This is a genomic window from Paenibacillus konkukensis (assembly GCF_023523925.1).
GTDB lineage: Bacteria > Bacillota > Bacilli > Paenibacillales > NBRC-103111 > Paenibacillus_S > Paenibacillus_S doosanensis.
Genome location: NZ_CP027059.1, coordinates 895,924 through 913,398, shown reverse-complemented (window position 1 = coordinate 913,398; position 17,475 = coordinate 895,924). Strand labels below are relative to the sequence as shown.

20 protein-coding genes are annotated in these 17,475 nt (G+C 54.0%); 17 read left to right on the top strand and 3 right to left on the bottom strand.

Annotated elements, in window-relative coordinates; translation table 11 throughout:
• The first annotated feature begins 20 nt into the window (after nucleotides 1–20).
• From SK3146_RS03930 to SK3146_RS03880, 11 genes are all read left to right on the top strand, one after another.
• Nucleotides 21–926: a type II secretion system F family protein gene (locus tag SK3146_RS03930; protein ID WP_249863853.1), complete on the top strand. Its 906-nt coding sequence runs from the start codon at nucleotides 21–23 to the stop codon at nucleotides 924–926.
• Nucleotides 927–932: 6 nt separating this feature from the next.
• Nucleotides 933–1,466, top strand: coding sequence for a hypothetical protein (locus SK3146_RS03925; protein ID WP_249863852.1), 534 nt, complete (start codon nucleotides 933–935; stop codon nucleotides 1,464–1,466).
• A complete protein-coding gene (locus SK3146_RS03920) occupies nucleotides 1,433–1,798 on the top strand; it encodes a type II secretion system F family protein (RefSeq protein ID WP_349655211.1) in 366 nt (121 codons plus the stop codon). Before SK3146_RS03925 ends, SK3146_RS03920 begins: the two co-directional genes overlap by 34 nt.
• Before the next feature lie 33 nt (nucleotides 1,799–1,831).
• A complete protein-coding gene (locus SK3146_RS03915; protein ID WP_249863851.1) occupies nucleotides 1,832–2,053 on the top strand; it encodes a Flp1 family type IVb pilin in 222 nt (73 codons plus the stop codon).
• Between the two features lie 21 nt (nucleotides 2,054–2,074).
• Complete coding sequence (locus SK3146_RS03910) at nucleotides 2,075–3,094, top strand: TadE/TadG family type IV pilus assembly protein (RefSeq protein WP_249863850.1); 1,020 nt, start codon at nucleotides 2,075–2,077, stop codon at nucleotides 3,092–3,094.
• A gap of 89 nt (nucleotides 3,095–3,183) precedes the next feature.
• Complete coding sequence (locus tag SK3146_RS03905; RefSeq protein WP_249863849.1) at nucleotides 3,184–5,463, top strand: hypothetical protein; 2,280 nt, start codon at nucleotides 3,184–3,186, stop codon at nucleotides 5,461–5,463.
• A complete protein-coding gene (locus SK3146_RS03900) occupies nucleotides 5,427–6,236 on the top strand; it encodes a TadE/TadG family type IV pilus assembly protein (RefSeq protein ID WP_249863848.1) in 810 nt (269 codons plus the stop codon). Before SK3146_RS03905 ends, SK3146_RS03900 begins: the two co-directional genes overlap by 37 nt.
• Nucleotides 6,233–6,745, top strand: a complete 513-nt coding sequence (locus SK3146_RS03895; RefSeq protein ID WP_249863847.1) for an A24 family peptidase — start codon at nucleotides 6,233–6,235, stop codon at nucleotides 6,743–6,745. Before SK3146_RS03900 ends, SK3146_RS03895 begins: the two co-directional genes overlap by 4 nt.
• Before the next feature lie 42 nt (nucleotides 6,746–6,787).
• Nucleotides 6,788–8,518, top strand: coding sequence for a DUF6382 domain-containing protein (locus tag SK3146_RS03890; RefSeq protein WP_249863846.1), 1,731 nt, complete (start codon nucleotides 6,788–6,790; stop codon nucleotides 8,516–8,518).
• A gap of 3 nt (nucleotides 8,519–8,521) precedes the next feature.
• On the top strand, nucleotides 8,522–9,391 hold the full coding sequence (locus tag SK3146_RS03885) for a PP2C family protein-serine/threonine phosphatase (protein WP_249863845.1): 870 nt from the start codon (nucleotides 8,522–8,524) through the stop codon (nucleotides 9,389–9,391).
• Nucleotides 9,392–9,439: 48 nt separating this feature from the next.
• Nucleotides 9,440–9,730 (top strand): Dabb family protein, encoded by a 291-nt coding sequence (locus tag SK3146_RS03880; RefSeq protein WP_249863844.1) that lies wholly within the window; start codon nucleotides 9,440–9,442, stop codon nucleotides 9,728–9,730.
• Nucleotides 9,731–9,768: 38 nt separating this feature from the next.
• Here the strand turns inward: SK3146_RS03880 and SK3146_RS03875 are convergent, their stop codons facing one another.
• Together SK3146_RS03875 and SK3146_RS03870 are read right to left on the bottom strand one after the other, a co-directional pair.
• Nucleotides 9,769–10,161 carry a hypothetical protein gene (locus tag SK3146_RS03875; protein WP_249866161.1) on the bottom strand — a complete coding sequence of 131 codons (393 nt, stop codon included), beginning with the start codon at nucleotides 10,159–10,161 and terminating at the stop codon, nucleotides 9,769–9,771.
• Between the two features lie 158 nt (nucleotides 10,162–10,319).
• Nucleotides 10,320–10,652, bottom strand: a complete 333-nt coding sequence (locus tag SK3146_RS03870; protein ID WP_249863843.1) for an ASCH domain-containing protein — start codon at nucleotides 10,650–10,652, stop codon at nucleotides 10,320–10,322.
• A gap of 106 nt (nucleotides 10,653–10,758) precedes the next feature.
• Here SK3146_RS03870 and SK3146_RS03865 point away from each other — a divergent pair, with 106 nt between their 5' ends.
• The 3 genes from SK3146_RS03865 to abc-f all read left to right on the top strand — a co-directional run bounded on the left by SK3146_RS03865 (nucleotide 10,759) and on the right by abc-f (nucleotide 15,544).
• A complete protein-coding gene (locus SK3146_RS03865; protein ID WP_249863842.1) occupies nucleotides 10,759–11,799 on the top strand; it encodes a M42 family metallopeptidase in 1,041 nt (346 codons plus the stop codon).
• Between the two features lie 66 nt (nucleotides 11,800–11,865).
• Nucleotides 11,866–13,797, top strand: a complete 1,932-nt coding sequence (locus SK3146_RS03860) for an ABC-F family ATP-binding cassette domain-containing protein (protein ID WP_249863841.1) — start codon at nucleotides 11,866–11,868, stop codon at nucleotides 13,795–13,797.
• 133 nt (nucleotides 13,798–13,930) lie between these two features.
• Complete coding sequence (gene abc-f, locus SK3146_RS03855) at nucleotides 13,931–15,544, top strand: ribosomal protection-like ABC-F family protein (protein WP_249863840.1); 1,614 nt, start codon at nucleotides 13,931–13,933, stop codon at nucleotides 15,542–15,544.
• Nucleotides 15,545–15,751: 207 nt separating this feature from the next.
• On the opposite strand, the gene SK3146_RS03850 is transcribed toward abc-f, so the two are convergent.
• Nucleotides 15,752–15,961: a hypothetical protein gene (locus SK3146_RS03850; protein ID WP_249863839.1), complete on the bottom strand. Its 210-nt coding sequence runs from the start codon at nucleotides 15,959–15,961 to the stop codon at nucleotides 15,752–15,754.
• Nucleotides 15,962–16,062: 101 nt separating this feature from the next.
• Between SK3146_RS03850 and SK3146_RS03845 the strand changes: the two genes are divergently transcribed.
• The 3 genes from SK3146_RS03845 (at nucleotide 16,063) to SK3146_RS03835 (ending at nucleotide 17,394) form a co-directional block, all read left to right on the top strand.
• The gene (locus SK3146_RS03845; protein ID WP_249863838.1) at nucleotides 16,063–16,596 is read left to right on the top strand and encodes a hypothetical protein; all 534 of its coding nucleotides are present in this window, start codon (nucleotides 16,063–16,065) and stop codon (nucleotides 16,594–16,596) included.
• An 81-nt stretch (nucleotides 16,597–16,677) separates the two neighbouring features.
• Nucleotides 16,678–16,998, top strand: coding sequence for a thioredoxin family protein (locus SK3146_RS03840; protein WP_249863837.1), 321 nt, complete (start codon nucleotides 16,678–16,680; stop codon nucleotides 16,996–16,998).
• A 12-nt stretch (nucleotides 16,999–17,010) separates the two neighbouring features.
• Nucleotides 17,011–17,394 (top strand): kinase-associated lipoprotein KapB, encoded by a 384-nt coding sequence (locus SK3146_RS03835; protein WP_249863836.1) that lies wholly within the window; start codon nucleotides 17,011–17,013, stop codon nucleotides 17,392–17,394.
• Nucleotides 17,395–17,475 lie beyond the last annotated feature (81 nt).

Sequence of the window (17,475 nt, the reverse complement as noted above, 5' to 3'; positions counted from 1 at the left end):
CCGTGAAAGGAGGCCGTTGAATGATCTATATTGTTGCCGTCATAGCGGTTGCCGGAGGAGGCTGGCTCATGCTGCCGCTGCTGCGTTCTCGTTCTGGTCCGGGGGCGGCCGGGCGGCTGAAGCGGTTTCGCTTGCCGCTGCGGCTTTCGCAGGAACCCGAGGCGACGGCGCCGCACGCTACCGGTTTGACGAACTATAGCGAGTACCGCTTAAGCGTCAACGAACGGGTGCTCTCCGTCGTCATTGGCATGGCGGGAGCGGGGCTGGTCGGATTTATTTTTTACAAAAGCGCAGCCGCGACTGCAATATTGGCCTGCGCGGGCCTGTATTGTCCCGTATTGTGGCGCAAAGAAATGATCCGCAGGCGGAAGCTCCAGCTTCAGCTGCAGTTCAAGCAGGCTTTATCTTCGTTGTCATCCGCCCTGGGGGCGGGCAAATCCGTGGAATCGGCGTTTCAGGAGGCTTTATCGGATCTGCGTCTTTTATATCCCGATGCTCAGGCGTTCATTATCAAGGAGCTGGAGACGGTAAACCGGCGGATTGAAAACGGCGAAACGATCGAAGCCGCACTTAAGGATTGGAGCGCTCGGGCGCAGGTGGAGGACATACAACAATTCACGGACGTATTTATTACTTGCAAAAGGTCCGGGGGAAATCTGGTTCATGTTATCCGGCGGACGGCTTCAATTATTCAGGAGAAGCTGGATATCGAGCAGGATATTCAAGTAATGATGGCTCAGAAAAGATTCGAGTCCAAGGTGTTATCCTTCGCGCCGCTCATTGTCGTCGCTGTCTTAAATTTCAGTTCGCCCGATTATATGGAGCCTTTGTACCAGGGAGCGGGATATTTGATTATGACGGTGGCGCTCTTGATTCTCATCGGCTGCTTCGCGATAACCCGCTGGATTATGAATGTTAAGGTGTGATGAAGATTGCTGCTGCTTATTTTATTTGCGCTGGAGGTTGTAACCGCAGCTTTTCTTACCTGGAGAGCGCGTTCCGCATATGCCGATTTTATTCAAGAGCATCGGGACAAGCTCGATCTTCCGTTTCTTGCGCCGCTATCGCTGTGGCTGATGGATCGCATGAGGCTGGCGGACCGATTTCCCGAGGCGGTTTCCAGGGTGCATCAGGTGATGGTCGGATTGTACGGGAGCAAGACGGCCCTTGTTCGAACCCGATGCTTCCTGATCAGGATGATTTCGCTCAGTGTGGCCGTCATGACGGGCTGCACGCTTATCGGATGGCTGGCCGACGGGAATGCGGAGCTGCTTGGCTACGGTCTTTGTCTGACCGCTTTTCTCCCGTTCGTCTTGTATAAGGAGCAGGCCGGGAAATTGCTCAAGAAGAAGCGGCAGATGCTGCTGGAGCTCCCCGAAATGCTCAATCAGATCGTGCTGCTGGTCAATGCCGGGAGACGGTACAGAAGGCGCTGCTCCGCTGCGTCGACCAGAAGGCGGATGTAAGCCAGAGCCCTCTGCTAACTGAGCTGGCTGTCGCGGCGCACGAAATCCGCATGAACGGATCGTTTGCCAAGGCGATGGAGGATTTCAACAAACGATGCGGCGTGCAGGAGGTTTCCTTATTTACGACGACGCTGCTGTTAAATTACAAGCGCGGCGGGGACGAGCTGGTAATGTCGCTCAAAGAGCTGTCCGTTACTTTATGGGATAAGCGGAAATCGCTGGCCAAAACGCTCGGCGAGGAGGCGTCGTCCAAGATGGTGTTTCCTATGGTGCTTATTTTTATGGTCGTGATGATCATCGTTGCGGCTCCGGCCATTTTAACGATGGGTTGAACCAGTATAGATACAGAAGGGGAGAATTTGAATATGGATATGATGAAAAATGGTTTTCGCAGGTTTTGGCAGGAAGAGGACGGCTTGGGGACGTTGGAGATTTTACTTATATTGGCGGTGCTCGTTATTATCGCGATTGCGTTCAGAAGGTGGATCATGCAGTGGGTCAAGGGGCTGTTTGATTCTGCGAATACGGAAATTACGAATCAAACGGGGACAATCAATAGCGATGCGGGAAATATTAGTCCAAAGTAAAGAAACTAGGAGCCGAAGAACATGAAGCGGTTATGGAAGCGATCGTCCAAGCCGGGCCTTCGATTTTTCCGCGACGGCTCGGGCAGCTTTACCATCGAGGCGAGCTTCGTGCTGCCGGTTATTTTGATCAGCACGATTGCTCTGCTGTTTTTGGGGCTGTATGTGTTTCAGACGTCATCCGCGTTTCAGCGCGCCGGGCTGGCCGCCGACAGAGCCGCGTTTACGTGGGATGATACGGCCAGAGATCCGGTGACGGGAGACGCTGATCCGAATGAGCGCAGCGACGGCTTGTATTGGCGATTGACGAACGACAGCATGTCGGACTTGTTCCGGTTTCTGATTCCAAATGCCGGCGCGCAAGTTGCGCTTCCTGCTTCTTCCGGTTACGAGGACGGTCCCGAGCTGAAGCTGTCCAAGGCGGGAGCTCTGATCTCCAAAGATTGGAACGGTAAGATGGAGTACGTAAATAACGGTCTGTCCCGAGAAGTAACCGTTCAATTGGACAAGCCGTTCCGCTCGCCGCTCTTTGCCGCCGGCTGGCTGAATCAGCAGGTCGCTTCGGAAGCGGAAGCGCAGATTGTCGATCCGATGGAATCGATCCGGTTGGTCGATTTGACGAGAACCTTCATTAAAGAGGTCCAGGGGCGAATCAAACCGGCCGCCGCGCTGAAAGCGATGAAGGAGCCGAACGCGGTCCCGGAATCGCCGGCCCAAATTATAGGCCATAAAGAGGCTGCTGCTTACTTGCGCGCGCTGGTGAACGGAACGGGAAAGACCTTTCAGGTAAATGCTTCTACTACGCGGGTAGTCGATGCGATGGACGCCAATCAGGTGGCGCACCAAGCGTATTTTAATTTTAAGGAAAAACAATTGCTGGAAGAACAGCTGCCTAAAGATGTTGCGCTGCTGAGGAACGGTACGGAAGTTAAAGGGGTCGTATGGCATTTCTTCAAGCTGCGCAATCAGGACAAAGTCAAGCTATCCGAATCGTTTAAGCGGGAACTGGAGCGTCAGGGGATCGTTATTGTAATTCATGAATAAAACTGTGCATTGCATCCGGCATTATGCCCCTGCGTCATGTTGGAATCACCGGCTAAGGAGCTTATTGACATATAGAAAGGGGGATTTACGTGAGAAGGCTGCGGCGGTTGATCGCGGAGCAGCATGGCGCCGTTTCAATCTATTTATTGCTTGTGCTCGTGCCGATATTTTTATTTTGCGCTCTGCTGATCGATTTCGCGCGCATTCAAGTATCGGAGAAGGAAGCGGAAAATGCGGTAAAGACGGGAGTGCGTTCGACGTTGTCCTCCTTTTCTCCCGCTCTGCACGCATACGGTCTTTACGCGCTGGCTCAGCCGGAGGAGCAGGAGAAGGCTTTGTTTTTCCGCGCCGTCGAAGGCAATCTGTCCGGCTCTCTCGGACCTTCATCCTTTCAGTTTATCGATCAGAAGCTGGAGAAGGATAATTCGACGCTGACTTCCGATTATTCCTTGGGCAGTCATTCGATCTTGAAGCAGCAGATTTTGGAGGAGATGAAATACCGCGCTCCGATCATCTATTCTCTGGAAATCGCCGACAAGTTCAAAAAAACGAATCTGGCGAACGTGATGGGTCAAGCCTCACAGTTCGGACAAAATGCCGCCAAGATCGAGAAGCTGCTGGAGGAAAGGGACGCGCAGCTGGACAAAGCCTGGAGCAAGTGGAGCGCTATTTATCAAAAGGCGGCGACGATACAGCCCTTTTACGAAACGCATTTGGCGGACTTGAACGCACTGAGCGATAAGGTGGGCATTCATACCGTAGAAGGGGTCAAGCGGTCGATTCAGGATGCCAAGAAGGAGATCGACGATTTGGATGACGATCTGGACCGGATCGACAGCAGGATCGATTCCTGGCGGCAAGCGGGGGCGGGCGCTGCCGGCGCAATCAGCTCCCTTAGGGACAAGCGGAAAGACATCATAGAGAAGATTCAACAGTTGTACGCCAAAATTAAGGATTGGGAGAAGCTGCTTGACGATTTGCTGGAATATGCCAAGCTGCTTGCGGCGCTGAAGCTGAAATCCAGCGATGACGCGGATCAGCTGCAGGAGCTGATCAAGGCGTTCGAAGAGGCGCTGAATCAAGCCAAGACTGCCAACGATCAGCTCAATGACGAGCTGCGCGCCGTGCAGACTCAGAACGCGTCTTCGGCGGCGATGGACGCCAATCAATCGTTTCAATCGATTCACCTTATTTCCAGAGCCGAGCTTGACGATTACGGAAGCAAGGCCTCGGCGGTCGTCGCGACCTTCTCGGGTCTGAAGTCCCAGCTTGCCGCGGTCGTGCTGTTCGATCAGGGCAATTACAAAAATGCTAAAACGACGCTGCAGTCATTCTGGAAGCAAGCGCAGGATTTGCAAGCGTCGCAAGGCGCCAAGGAAACGGAGCGGAATCGGTACAGGTCGGCTGTCGCGACTTCGAAGAAGGAGCAAAGAAACAAAGCCCAGGCTTATCTGGATCAAGCTACCCAGGTGCTCGGGATTTGCAGCGTCTCGGGCGCGGACGCTATGAAAGAGAAGTACATTACGCTGCAAGGAAACCCGTCCAAAGGAAGCAAAGGCTATTATCAAGCTTATTTGGAGGCTAATCAAGCGGGCAGCCCGACCCAGCCGGTTCCCGTTATAGAGCTAGACAACGCGGATAAAGCCGGAGCCAGCGCAATGAAGCTGATCGGCGGGCTCACGGATTTGCTTGTCGATGTGCGGGACGAGTTTTACGTCGATGAATTCGCCGTCAGCAAGTTCAGCTACAGAACGCTTGGTTTGGAGAAAGACAAGAACGGTCAGCCCAAAGCTTCGCAAGAGCTGTCCCAGCCTGCCAAGCACGCCCTCGTTAATCAAGAGCTGGAATATTTGCTCTACGGAGCAGGATCATGCTCAGGCAATTATTCATTAGCTTATGCGGAGATGTTCGCATTCCGGCTTGCCATCGGAACGGCAGAAGCGTTGCTGGAGCCGAAAAATGAGATGTTGAACGTCGGGTCGCCGCTGCTCGTCTTCCTGGCGGCCGTCGCCGAAGGAGCGATGCAAGCTCAGCAGGATATGACTAAGCTCGTTCAAGGCGGGATGGTGCCCTTATCCAAGAAGCTTGGCAGCTTTTTCGAGATGAGCTACAAGGATTACTTGCGTCTGTTCTTTCTGCTGCACAGCCGCGACGAGGTGATGCTGGCACGGATGCAAGCGTTGATCCAGCTCAACACCGGCCAAGATTTGCTGCAAACCTCAACCTACATCTCCGGAACCGCGACGACCTCGATCAAGCTGTGGTTTCTTCCCGGACTCATGAAACAGCTTGGAAAGACCGGGCTCAGTTCATGTCAGGTGGAGCAGGGCAGATGTCTGATCACGAAGACAGGGGTGATGGCATACTGATGCAGTCCGCTCAAAGCGACGGTTCGCTGAAACGATGGAAGCAACGGAAACAACGGAAACAATGGAAACAATGGGAACGATGGAAGCGATGGAGCAGGCCGGAGCTGCTTCGGAAAGACGAGGGAGGGATCGTCCTGGAGGCGTCGCTGGTATTGCCGTTGTTCCTGTCCTTTATCCTGATGCTGATCGCTTTCCTGCAAATATCTTTGGCGGAAATGGCGCTGCAATCTGCGGTCTCCGAGACGACGAAGATCATGGCCGTGAACATGTATCCGGTCGATTTATTGTATCAGGAAGCGAGAAATAAATGGAATGACAGCTCGGCCAGCGGCTGGGTCGACCGGGTGCTCGATTCGATCGACTCCGCCAAACAAAAAGCGGTCGATACAGAGCAATTCGTTGAAGACTACGAGCGCTGGATTCCGGACCCGGTGATTAAGCTGGTGGGCTGGGAGAAAACGTACAGAGAGCATCTTGAGGAACTCGGGAATGCGAAGACCGAGGAGGCGAAGCAAAAGCTGGAGGAAGCATATAAACCGCTGGTCAACGCCGCGTTTACCCCGATTGTTTACCATTACGCCAATACCGCCCGGTTAAAGGAAGAAAGACTTAAAGTAACGAACGTCACTTTGCCGGATTTCGAGCATAAAGAGAACGCCTTTATCGGAATTGAAGCGCAGTACGAGCTGCCGCTATCCGTGCCGTTTTTCAAAAAAACGGTCGTGATTCGCAAGAAAGCTTATGAACGAGCCTGGGTGGGAGGTGCAGGATGATAACGACAATAGCGGCAGGTTGTCTGCTTATAGCCGCTTTTATAACGGATGTGCGGAAGCGTAAAATCCCGAACGCGCTGACGGCTTCAGGCTGGCTCGCGGGGATGGCTATCCATGCGGCTATGTCCGGAACGGCCGGCGTCCGTTATGCGCTGATCGGTACGGCGGTCGGCTTCGCGCCCATGCTGGTCTTGTATTTAATCCGTGCCGTCGGCGCCGGGGACGTCAAATTGTTCGGCGCTATCGGAGCATTGACGGGCGGCGAGCTCGTTTTGCAAAGTATGATGTACTCGCTGCTTTATGCCGCATTGGTCGGCTGCGTCATTTTATTGTGGCGCCGGCAGTGGAAGAACACCTGGAGCAGAATCTTCATGCTGCTGTTCGGCACGTTTCTCTGGAAAGACAGGAAGCAGTGGAAACCGTACGTCCGCTCGTCGCATCATCTGCGTTTTCCATTTATGTGGGCGGTGCTTCCGGCGGCGGTCACGGCCTATATCCAGTTCATTTAAATGTTTACCGTATGAAAAAAAGAGAAAGGAGGGCGTTCTCGCTTGCAACAGGTTATATACGGATTACAAGTCGATTACAGCAATCTGAACGGCCATTACATGGTGCTGTTTAAGGAAAACGGGCTGCGCAGGGACGAGCTGTCGGCGTTTCAGCTTAATATGCTGCTGGCGAACCGTATTCCCCGTTTGTTAGACATGCAGGCGGAGGAACTGGACGGAAATATCCGCTTATGTTACAACATTACGGATAAACGGATGCTGTCGCATCGCCTCCGGCTGGAGAGCTTGTCCATGAAGCAGTTTTTTACGCTGCTTTATTTGATCGCGGATACGGTGGCGGAAAGCGGCGTCAACATGCTTCAAGAAGGAAAATACATGATTCAGGAAGATTATATTTATTGTGGGGCTCACGTGACCGATATATATATTACATACGTTCCGGTGAAGGAATTGCCGGATAAGCAGCCGGTCGCCGCAGAGCTGCAGCAGTTGGCTTCAAGGCTGGTGCACAAAGTGTCGGAGCTTGCCGGCAGCGGATACCAGGAACTGATGAGTTACCTTGGCGACGCTGCGTTCAACCTGCCGGGCCTCAAGGCTTTGCTGCTGAAGCATATGCATACGGGAGGGCAAGAGAATGCGCAGGCGCCGATGCTTACTCCTCTTGACGGAGCGGATGTGCCGAGGGTTTCCCCGGCTCCGATACCGGCATCCAAGGCGGGAGAAGGAGGGGCGGCGGCTTTCCAACGGACAGAGAGGGCAGCGGCGGAATCGCCGCAGGCTCAGCCGCCGTCAGCCGGGGCTATACCGTTTCTGGCGGAAGCATACGGTGAAATCGGCATTCCCGTCCAGGAAGACTCGCGGACAGCTTCCGCCCCGGATACACCGCCGCTTGAGGGCGTCAAGGGCCAACGCGGTGAGGGCGCGGAGGGTCGGAAGGCAGCGCAGAAATTCAGGCTGCCCATCATTCTGATAAGCATCCTCGGTCTTTGTCTCGTGTGGAAACAGTATCTTGAGCATCCGGGCGAGGCTTGGTTATACATTTGCGGCGGGTTGTCTCTGCTGATCGGCGACCTGGCGTTCGTCGGGCTGGCCATATGGCTGCCGTCCAGAGAGGCGGCCGAGCTCTCTTCCGAAGTGATAGAGGAAGACGGGGGAGCGCGGGAAGCCGTTTCTCCGGAAGCGATTCTGGCGCGCCTGAACAAACCGGCGTCCGCCGAACCGTCATCCTCGTTATCCTCCTTCCTGATGTCGAATGCGGCTTCCGAGAAGCAGCCGCCCGCCCAGCCTTCGCGTTTCGCCGGGATTATCGAGCGGATGCCTGAACCCGTCCGGCAGACGGATCGCGAAGAGCCGGATTCGGGCGGCGTAAACCGAAGCTACTACGAGTCGCTGGAGCAGCGGACTACGCTGCTGGGTCCTCCGGATGCAACGGTTTTGCTTAAACCGGGCATGGAGGGAGCTCCGCATCCGCATGTTCCGTATTTGGAGACCGGGCATGGCGAACGGGCTGCCAAAATCAGACTTGACAAGCCGTGCTTTGTCATCGGCCGCGCCGGGCAAGAGGTCGATTACGAGCATAAGGAACTGGGAGTGTCCCGGCTTCACGCGGAAATTGTCCGAGACAGAGACAGCTACGGGGTCAAAGACCTGGGCTCCCGCAACGGCACGTATGTAAACGGCGATTTGCTGGCGCCGTACCGGATTTATGAGCTGCAGGAAGGCGACGTCGTGAAAATCGTGAATACTGAATTTATTTTTAAAATGGGGTTGTAGCGCTTGAAAACAACATTTGCCGTAAACTGGCACTATGGGGCAGCCACTCATCCGGGTTGGTTTCGTATGATCAATGAAGACCGGTCGCTGTTAAGAATCGGAACGACGAGCCGGGGCGAACCGTATGCGGTTGCTGCCATTGCAGACGGAGTAGGAGGAAGCGGAGACGGAAGCAAAGCAAGTGAAACTGCGCTGAACCAAGTCAGACATTGGCTTGACGGGCAGCTGCACCCGTTGTTTCGCGAAGCCGATTTCTGGCTGCGGCTGAACCCTGAGGTCAGCCGGCTGTTTCGCGCGATCAACGAAGAACTGATTAGGCTTGGCAATGATGCAGGATGTCAGATAAGCACCACTCTGACCCTGCTTTTTCTGCTGAATGAAACGTTCTTTATATTCCACATCGGTGATTGCAGAGTGTACCACTTTAACCGCGGCCATTTACGGCAAATGACCAAAGACCAGTCTTGGATTTCGGAGCAGGTTCGCAGAGGGAGGCTGTCCAAGCAGCAGGCGCGCAGACATCCCCGGCGGAACATGCTGCTTCAATGTCTGGGAGCCCATAAAGAGCTTCAGCTGATTCGGCGTACCGGCTTTTATACTCCCGGCAGTTTGTTCGTGCTATGCAGCGACGGCTTCTATAATCGTATAACCGACAGCGTGATGGAGCGGCTGCTTATTGAACACGACAAAGCGAATACCGATGTTCAGCAGCTAAGCGACGTTCTGGTCGACCGGGCATTGGACAACCGTTCCAACGACAATATCAGCGTGCTGCTCTTGAAGCCGTTGAATCCTTCGTTTACCGGATGGAGAAGAGCTTGTCATCGAATGAAAAACATTCGTATGCTATTCCCCGTCGAATGGAGAAAGTGATATAATAAACAGGCTGAAAAACAGGAGATTGAATGAAGGAGAGCCGTCATGCTAACACATATTGTTCTGTTCAAATTGAAAGACCGCAGCCCGGAATCGGTTCAAGCGACCGTCCGCGTACTGGAGAATATGGAAGGGAAGATTGAGGTCCTGAGGCATATTGAAGTAGGGACGGATGTGCTGCATTTGGAGAGATCGTACGATATCGCCCTGATTACGAAATTCGATTCGGTGGAAGATCTCGCCGTATACGACACTCATCCGGTTCACGAGGAAGTAAAGGCCCATATGAAGCGGGTGCTGGACGGCACGAGCATTTGCGTCGATTTCGAATCCTAACTTGAGAAGCAAACGAAAAGCCGGTACCCGTGAGGCGTTCACCAAAGGGCCGGCTTCATCATCATCAGCCAGAGCATAACGAACAGCACAAACATATAGATGTACAATGAACGCGTCAGCTTGCGCACCAGCTTATTCCGGTCGTGGTCAGGCTGGCGCAGTTTGCGTATCGTCGGCGAAAAGGCGCGAGCCATAAAAAACAACGAGGCGAACAGCACGACGAACGTACCCGCAATCCAGGGGGTATTCCACGGCCAACCGCCGAGCCAAAGGAGCAGCAGTCCGGAGAAAACGAGGACATGCCCGGAATGCTTGGACAAACGGACGACAAAATGAAATGAATCGAGATAAGAGGACAATACGGCGTCTTCGGCAGTACGAAGCTTGCCAAGCATAGGAATAAGGACGAAAAAAGGTCCGATGGAAACCATCGCGCTTACCGCATGAATGAAAACGAGCCACGAATACAAAAGATAAGCCTCCAAACTTGAAATGGTGAATAAAACAGTGTAGCATTCATTTAATGAAGACTACACTGTTTGCGCTTGCTTAAAAAGGATGCGAATTCCCAAGACTTGCCTTAAGTTCGTTATTGAACCCGGCGGAATTCGTGAACCCACACTTTCATGTGAGGAAGCCATGGCATGCCTGCATGCATGGACAGAATATAGTTTTTGTAGCTCTCCACATCGGCGTAGCCTTCGGCTTGAACGTCTGCGTCCGTTAATTCGCCGAGCGATTGCTGATAAACTTTGTGAACCTCGAATTGTTGGCCTTGAAGCTCCATGATTTCACCGGGATCGGCGTAGCGGCCGTTGCGGCGGGTCGCGGTCTTTTCCCCGCGAATGACTTTTTCCACGTCTTCCGCAACGGTTACAAGACGTTCGATAGAACAGGTTTTTGGCGGCAATGTTTCTGGCATATAGTGTATTCCTCCCTGAAATTATTCATTTGTTAGCTTACATGAAAAAATTACCGATAGCAAATGGAGATAGATCCGATACAACGATCCGAAGGAGCCGATAAAGATGAAATCCAAGATCAACCGCGAATATGTGCTTCGATTGCTGGAGCGGCTGCTGCTTACGCCAAGCCCGAGCGGCTACTGCCACCCGATTATGAAGGTGGTCGCCGAGGAGGCGGGCAGGCTGGGGCTGTCCGTCTCCTATACGAATAAGGGCGGCGGCGTTATCACCGTGCCCGGGCGGCAGGAAGGACGCGTCGTCGGGTTATCGGGTCATGTCGATACGCTGGGAGCGATGGTTCGTTCCATTAAAAAAGACGGCGCGCTGCGCTTTACTTCGGTAGGCGGGTTTATGATGGGCGCCGTCGAGAATGAGTACTGCCTCGTTCATACGCGGGACGGGCGCGTTTACGAAGGAACGATCCTGACGACGAAGCCTTCCGTTCACGTATACCCGGACGCGAGAGAGCTGAAGCGGGAGGAAGCGGTGATGGAGATTCGGCTGGATGAACGGGTTTCTTCCGAGGAGGAAGTCAAGCAGCTCGGCATCGGCGTCGGCGACTTCATCTCGTTCGATCCGCGTACCCGCTTCCTGAGCAGCGGTTATATCAAGTCGCGTCACTTGGACGATAAAGCAGGGGTCGCCGCGCTGTTCGGGATGCTGGAGCTGCTGCGCCGCGAAAACATCGCCCCTGCCTATTCATTAAAGCTGTTTATCAGCACCTATGAGGAAGTCGGCCACGGTGCCGCTTACCTGCCGCCGGAGATCGACGAATTGCTTGCCGTCGATATGGGGGCGATGGGGGAGGACTTGTCCTGCGCGGAGCATGACGTTTCGATCTGCGCCAAAGATTCCTCGGGCCCTTACGATTATCATATGACAACCAAGCTGATCGAGCTTGCCAAGCGCGACGGACTGGGCTACGCCGTCGATATTTATCCGCAGTACGGCTCCGACGCCTCGGCCGCGCTGCGCGGAGGCAGCAATATCCGGGCCGCGCTGATCGGCCCCGGCGTACATGCCTCGCACGGCATGGAACGGACGCACGGCGATGCGTTATGGAATACGATCGCGCTGTTAACCGCTTATGTGACGGAAACGTGAAATCCGGCGAAGCCGAAGCAAGATAACGGACCGGACAACGTACGGTAAAGAAAGGACTGTAGTGCAGTGAATATTTTGACCGTGGAGCATCTCAACAAAAGCTACGGGGAAAAAGTGTTATTTGACGATATTTCATTTCAAATCAATGAAAAGCAGCGGATCGGACTGGTCGGCGTTAACGGGACGGGCAAGTCTTCTCTGCTTAAAGCGATGGCCGGACTCGAATCGGTAGATTCCGGCAAGCTGATCCACTCGAATCATTTCCGCGTCGAATATTTGCCGCAAAATCCCGAATTCGATGCCGATTGTACGGTGCTTGAGCAGGTGTTTTACGGCGATACGCCGCTCATGCAGACGCTGCGCGATTATGAAGAAGCTTTATTGTCGCTGCAGCAAGCCCCCGAGGACGAGAAGCGGCAGTCCCGGCTGTTTGCCGTGCAGCAGCGCATGGATATATTGAACGCATGGGAGGCGAATACGACCGCCAAAACCGTGTTGACCAAGCTCGGCATTCACGATTTCTCCCAGAAAGTCGGCGTCCTGTCGGGAGGCCAGCGCAAACGGGTCGCGATGGCGCGGGTGCTGATCCAGCCGGCCGATCTGCTCATTCTGGACGAACCGACGAACCATATCGATCATGCGACGGTGGAATGGCTGGAGGAGTTTTTGAGCAAATGGAAGGGCGCGCTTCTGCTCGTGACGCATGACCGTTATTTTCTTGACCGCGTCGCGGACCGCATCTTTGAGCTCGACCGCGGCAAGCTGTACAGCTATGACGGCAATTATGCGGCGTTTCTAGAGAAGAAGGCGGAGCGTCTCGAACGGGAGGCCGCCGAGGAGGACAAACGGCAAAATATGCTCCGGCGCGAGCTTGCATGGCTGCGGCGCGGCGCCAAAGCCCGTACGACCAAGCAGAAGGCGCGGGTCGAACGGGTGATCGAGCTGCGCGACCGGAAGGTAGACGGGCCGGCCGATAAGCTGGAAATGGCGCTCGGCGCAAGCCGTCTCGGCAAAAAGGTCATCGAGCTGGAGGACGTCGGCAAATCGTTCGAAGGCCGCCGGATGTTCGGCCAGTTCAGCTACATTGTTCTGCCGGATGACCGGATCGGGATTATCGGCCCGAACGGCAGCGGCAAATCGACGCTGCTTAATCTGATCGCGGGCCGCTTGCAGCCGGATGAAGGGGCGATCGAGATCGGATCGACCGTGAAGCTCGCCTACTACACGCAGGAAACTGTGGAGATGGACCCTAAGCAGCGCGTCATCGAATACGTCAAGGAAGCGGCGGAGGTGATCCGCCTGGCTAACGGCGAGAGCATCACAGCCGCGCAAATGCTGGAGCGCTTCCTGTTTTCCCCGTCGCTGCAGTGGACGCCGATCGGCAAGCTGTCGGGCGGAGAGCGCCGCCGCTTGTATTTGCTCCGCACCTTGATGGGCGAGCCGAACGTACTGCTGCTGGACGAACCGACCAACGATTTGGACATCCAGACGCTGACGATTCTGGAAGAGTACTTGGAAGACTTCCCCGGCGCCGTCATTACCGTATCGCATGACCGCTATTTCTTGGATCGCACTGCGGATCATTTATTCGCGTTCGAAGGCGGGGAGCAGATTCGCCACTTTTACGGCAACTATACGGAGTATATGGAAGCCGTCCGCAGAGAGGAACAGGCGGAGAGCGAAGTCCGCAAGCAGCAGCCGTCTTCCGGGGCTCAAGGGCTGCAGCAGGCCGAAGCGTCCGGCAAGCGGGAGGCGCAGCGCCCCCGCAAGCTGTCTTTTAAGGAACAGAAGGAATGGGACGAGATCGAAGGAAAGATCGCCGGGTTAGAAGAAAGGCTCACCGTCATCAAGACGGAGATTGAACGCGCCGGCAGCGACTACGGCAAAGTACAGGAGCTGTATGCCGAAGAGCAGCAGGTCAGCACCCAATTGGAACAGGCGATGGATCGGTGGGCCGAACTGTCCGAGCTTGTGGAGCAAATCGCCGGAAATAAGTAAAAGAGCGAAGCAGCAAGCGGCAGAACATTTTTTTATCGTATAGATTGGGAAAAATCGGCCTTTTTATGATATAATTTGTGATTGGAAGCTTTTGAGGGCGTTAACGCACTAAATGAAGAGAGTAGGTCATAGAATGATTACAGTATCCAACGTCACTTTACGATACGGCAAGCGGGCGCTGTTCGAGGACGTCAACATCAAGTTTACGCCGGGCAACTGCTACGGTTTAATCGGCGCCAACGGAGCCGGTAAATCTACCTTTTTGAAAATATTATCCGGCGAGATGGAGCCGAACAAAGGGGAAGTCAGCATTACCCCCGGCGAGCGGATGGCGGTCTTGAAGCAGAACCATTTCGAATATGACGAAATGGAAGTTTTAAAAACGGTTATGATGGGCCATGCCCGTTTGTTTGAAATTATGGAAGAGAAGAACGCTTTGTACGCCAAGCCGGATTTCTCCGAAGAAGACGGCATGCGCGCCGCCGAATTAGAGGGAGAATTCCAGGAGCTGGACGGCTGGCAGGCGGAATCCGACGCGGCCGAGCTGTTGATCGGTCTGGGCATTTCCAGAGATTTGCACGAGCAAAAAATGAAAGATTTGGGCGGCAACGAGAAAGTCCGCGTCCTCCTGGCGCAAGCGCTGTTCGGGAACCCGAACATTTTGCTGCTCGACGAGCCTACCAACCACTTGGACATCGAATCGATTAACTGGCTGGAAAACTTCCTCGCGAGGTTCGAAGGCACCGTTATCGTCGTATCCCATGACCGTCACTTCCTGAACCAGGTATGTACGCACATTGCGGATATCGATTTCAGCAAAATCCAGCTGTATGTGGGCAACTACGACTTCTGGTACGAGTCGAGCCAATTGGCTTTGAAGCTGACGCGCGAATCCAATAAAAAGGTAGAAGAGAAGCGCAAAGAGCTGGAGGCGTTCATTCAGCGTTTTAGCGCCAACGCTTCCAAGTCGAAGCAGGCGACTTCCCGTAAGAAGCAGCTGGAGAAGTTGACGCTGGAGGATATTAAGCCTTCCACACGGAAATATCCGTTTATCAAGTTCCAGCCGGAGCGCGAAGCGGGCAAGCAAATTTTGACGGTCGACAAGCTGACCAAGACGATCGACGGCGAGCTTGTGCTGAACAATATCAGCTTCACCTTGAATAAAGGCGACAAAATCGCGCTGGTCGGGCCGAACGGCCATGCCAAAACGACGCTGTTCCAAGTTTTGATGGGCGAGCTTGAGGCGGACTCGGGCGAGTACGCATGGGGAGTTACAACGACGCAAGCCTATTTCCCTAAAGACAACTCGGCATACTTTAATTCCGATATGAACCTGGTCGATTGGCTGCGCCAATATTCCAAGGATCAAGACGAATCGTATCTTCGCGGTTTCCTCGGACGCATGCTGTTCTCCGGCGAAGAAGCGTTGAAGAAAGCGAGCGTATTGTCCGGAGGCGAGAAGGTGCGCTGCATGCTGTCCAAAATGATGATGAGCGGCGCTAACGTGCTTATTTTGGATGAACCTACGAACCACTTGGATCTCGAGTCCATTACGGCATTGAATAATGGAATGGTCGATTTCGACGGCTCCATGCTGTTCGTCTCCCATGACCATCAGTTCATTCAAACGGTGGCTAACCGGATCATCGAAATTACGCCGAACGGCATCATCGATAAGATGATGACTTACGACGAATATCTCGAAAGCGACGAAATCAAGAAGCAGCGCGAGCAGCTGTACGCGTAACTTCCCGGGGGACGGGAGGAGCGCAGGCTGCTTGCGTCCCGCCCGGCGGTTTGCAGCGTAGAACGAAAGCAATTCAACGAAAAAAGGATGAGCCGGAATATCTGCTCATCCTTCTTTTTACCGCATAGGAAAACTTCAGTTTGCTCTCGCCCTTGAGTTCATTGCTAATGTGCAAGCCTTCCTGCCGCCATCCGTGCGGTATGTCGCTTAGCTTCCGCCGGTGCGGCGGCGCTGGTTGTTCGGTTTTTTGTTGTTTTGGCTTCGCATGACAGCGCTGTTGCCGGCCCGCTGCTGAGGATTCGATTTTGCATCGTGCTGAGCTTGTTTTTTCTGGGCAAGCTTGTTTTTGATCGCGTCGGCGAGGCTGATCTTTTTCGGTTCTTCACCGGATTCGTTCGATTGATTTACATCCGACATGCTGTACACCTTCCTTGAATTGGATGATATCATTGTACTGATTTGTCCCATAGGAAGCAAGCGAAAAATATTATATACTCAAGTTAACGGAATGAAGGTGCATGATGTTCGACCCTACGATTTTTGACAATTTGAAGGTCGTGTTTGAAGGCGCGATGTACGATATGGATTTGAGCGGGGAGCTGCAAATCGTGAATCGGACCGACCGCGTCGAGCTGTCCGCCATGTCGCGCAGCTTTGGTATGGAGGCGGTGAGGAAGCCTGACGGAGCGGTGAAGGGAAGCTTCTTCTTGAAGGCATCGCTAGCCGATTTGTCGGCGGAGCTGCTCGCGGAGCAGGGCAAGCAGCCCGGCTGCAGTCTGGAGCTGGAATTTGTATACCCGATCCAGGAACCGGCCCGCGATTGCGAAGAGGCGGAGGCGATCCTCCGTTCGATTTGGGGGGAAGCTCCGTCGATCCTTCAAGTCGTGCAAACCGTATACGGACAGGAGCCGTCCGTCCGCACCAACCATGTGACGGTCCAATTTTCCCGAAAGCTGGACGAACGTCAGATTGACGATATCCCCAGCCTGCTGGAGCATTTGGCGCTGAGCATGGAACGATTGGAGCGCCAAGGGAACGCGGCTTCCCGTTGAAACGTATGATGACTGAGGAGAGGGCTGCATCCATACATGCCAAGCGCTCGGCTTCTCGGAAGGAAAGGAAGTTAAGACGGCGTGGAAGAGTGGACGGAAGTGCAGGTGAGACAGTGGCTGGAACGGGAGGAAGGGCGCCTGTTCGTTTATTTTTTTACGCCGCTGTGCGGTACTTGCAAGGTTACGGAGAAGATGCTTCAAGTCATTACGGCGATCCGGGGAAATTTGCCCATCGTGAAATGCAACGCCAACTTTTGCCCGGAGCTGGCGCAAAGCTGGCAAATCGAGAGCGTCCCTTGCATCGTCAATGTGTCCGGCGGCGGTCAACGGATGCAGAAGAAATACCGGATGCAGGACGTAGGAGAACTGCTGGTCTGGTTTGAAGCTTCATTACAAGATTAGGAGGGGCAGCCCATGAACGATTCACTTGCTATCGGAAGTTTGGTCACGGCGGAATATAAAACAGGAGAATATATCGGTGAAATCGTAGAGATGTCTTCGGCATCCAAGGCTGCGGTGAAAATATTGGCGGTCTTGAAGCATCCGACTCAAGGCGATTTGCACAATCCCATGAACCCGGACGTTGCTTTTTTTCATCAGCGCCGCGCGTTAGCTTTTGGGGAGATTGCCCTTATGCCTTTGTACACGATCAAGCCGTACCGGGGCGAGGTTCCGGATTACGCCGGTTCGCTGAAGAAGTCGCTGGACCTTGAGCTGCATATGCTTCGGCAAACGGTAAAATGGGCGGAGCGCAGCATCCAGGAGCTGGAGCAGTTGAAAAGCGAATATTCCGTATGAGAAAAACGTCTATCGACGTCCCTTCAAAGAGGTTCGACCTGATGTGCTAAAAAATAACCCCCGGTTTTCGGGAGATGCGGA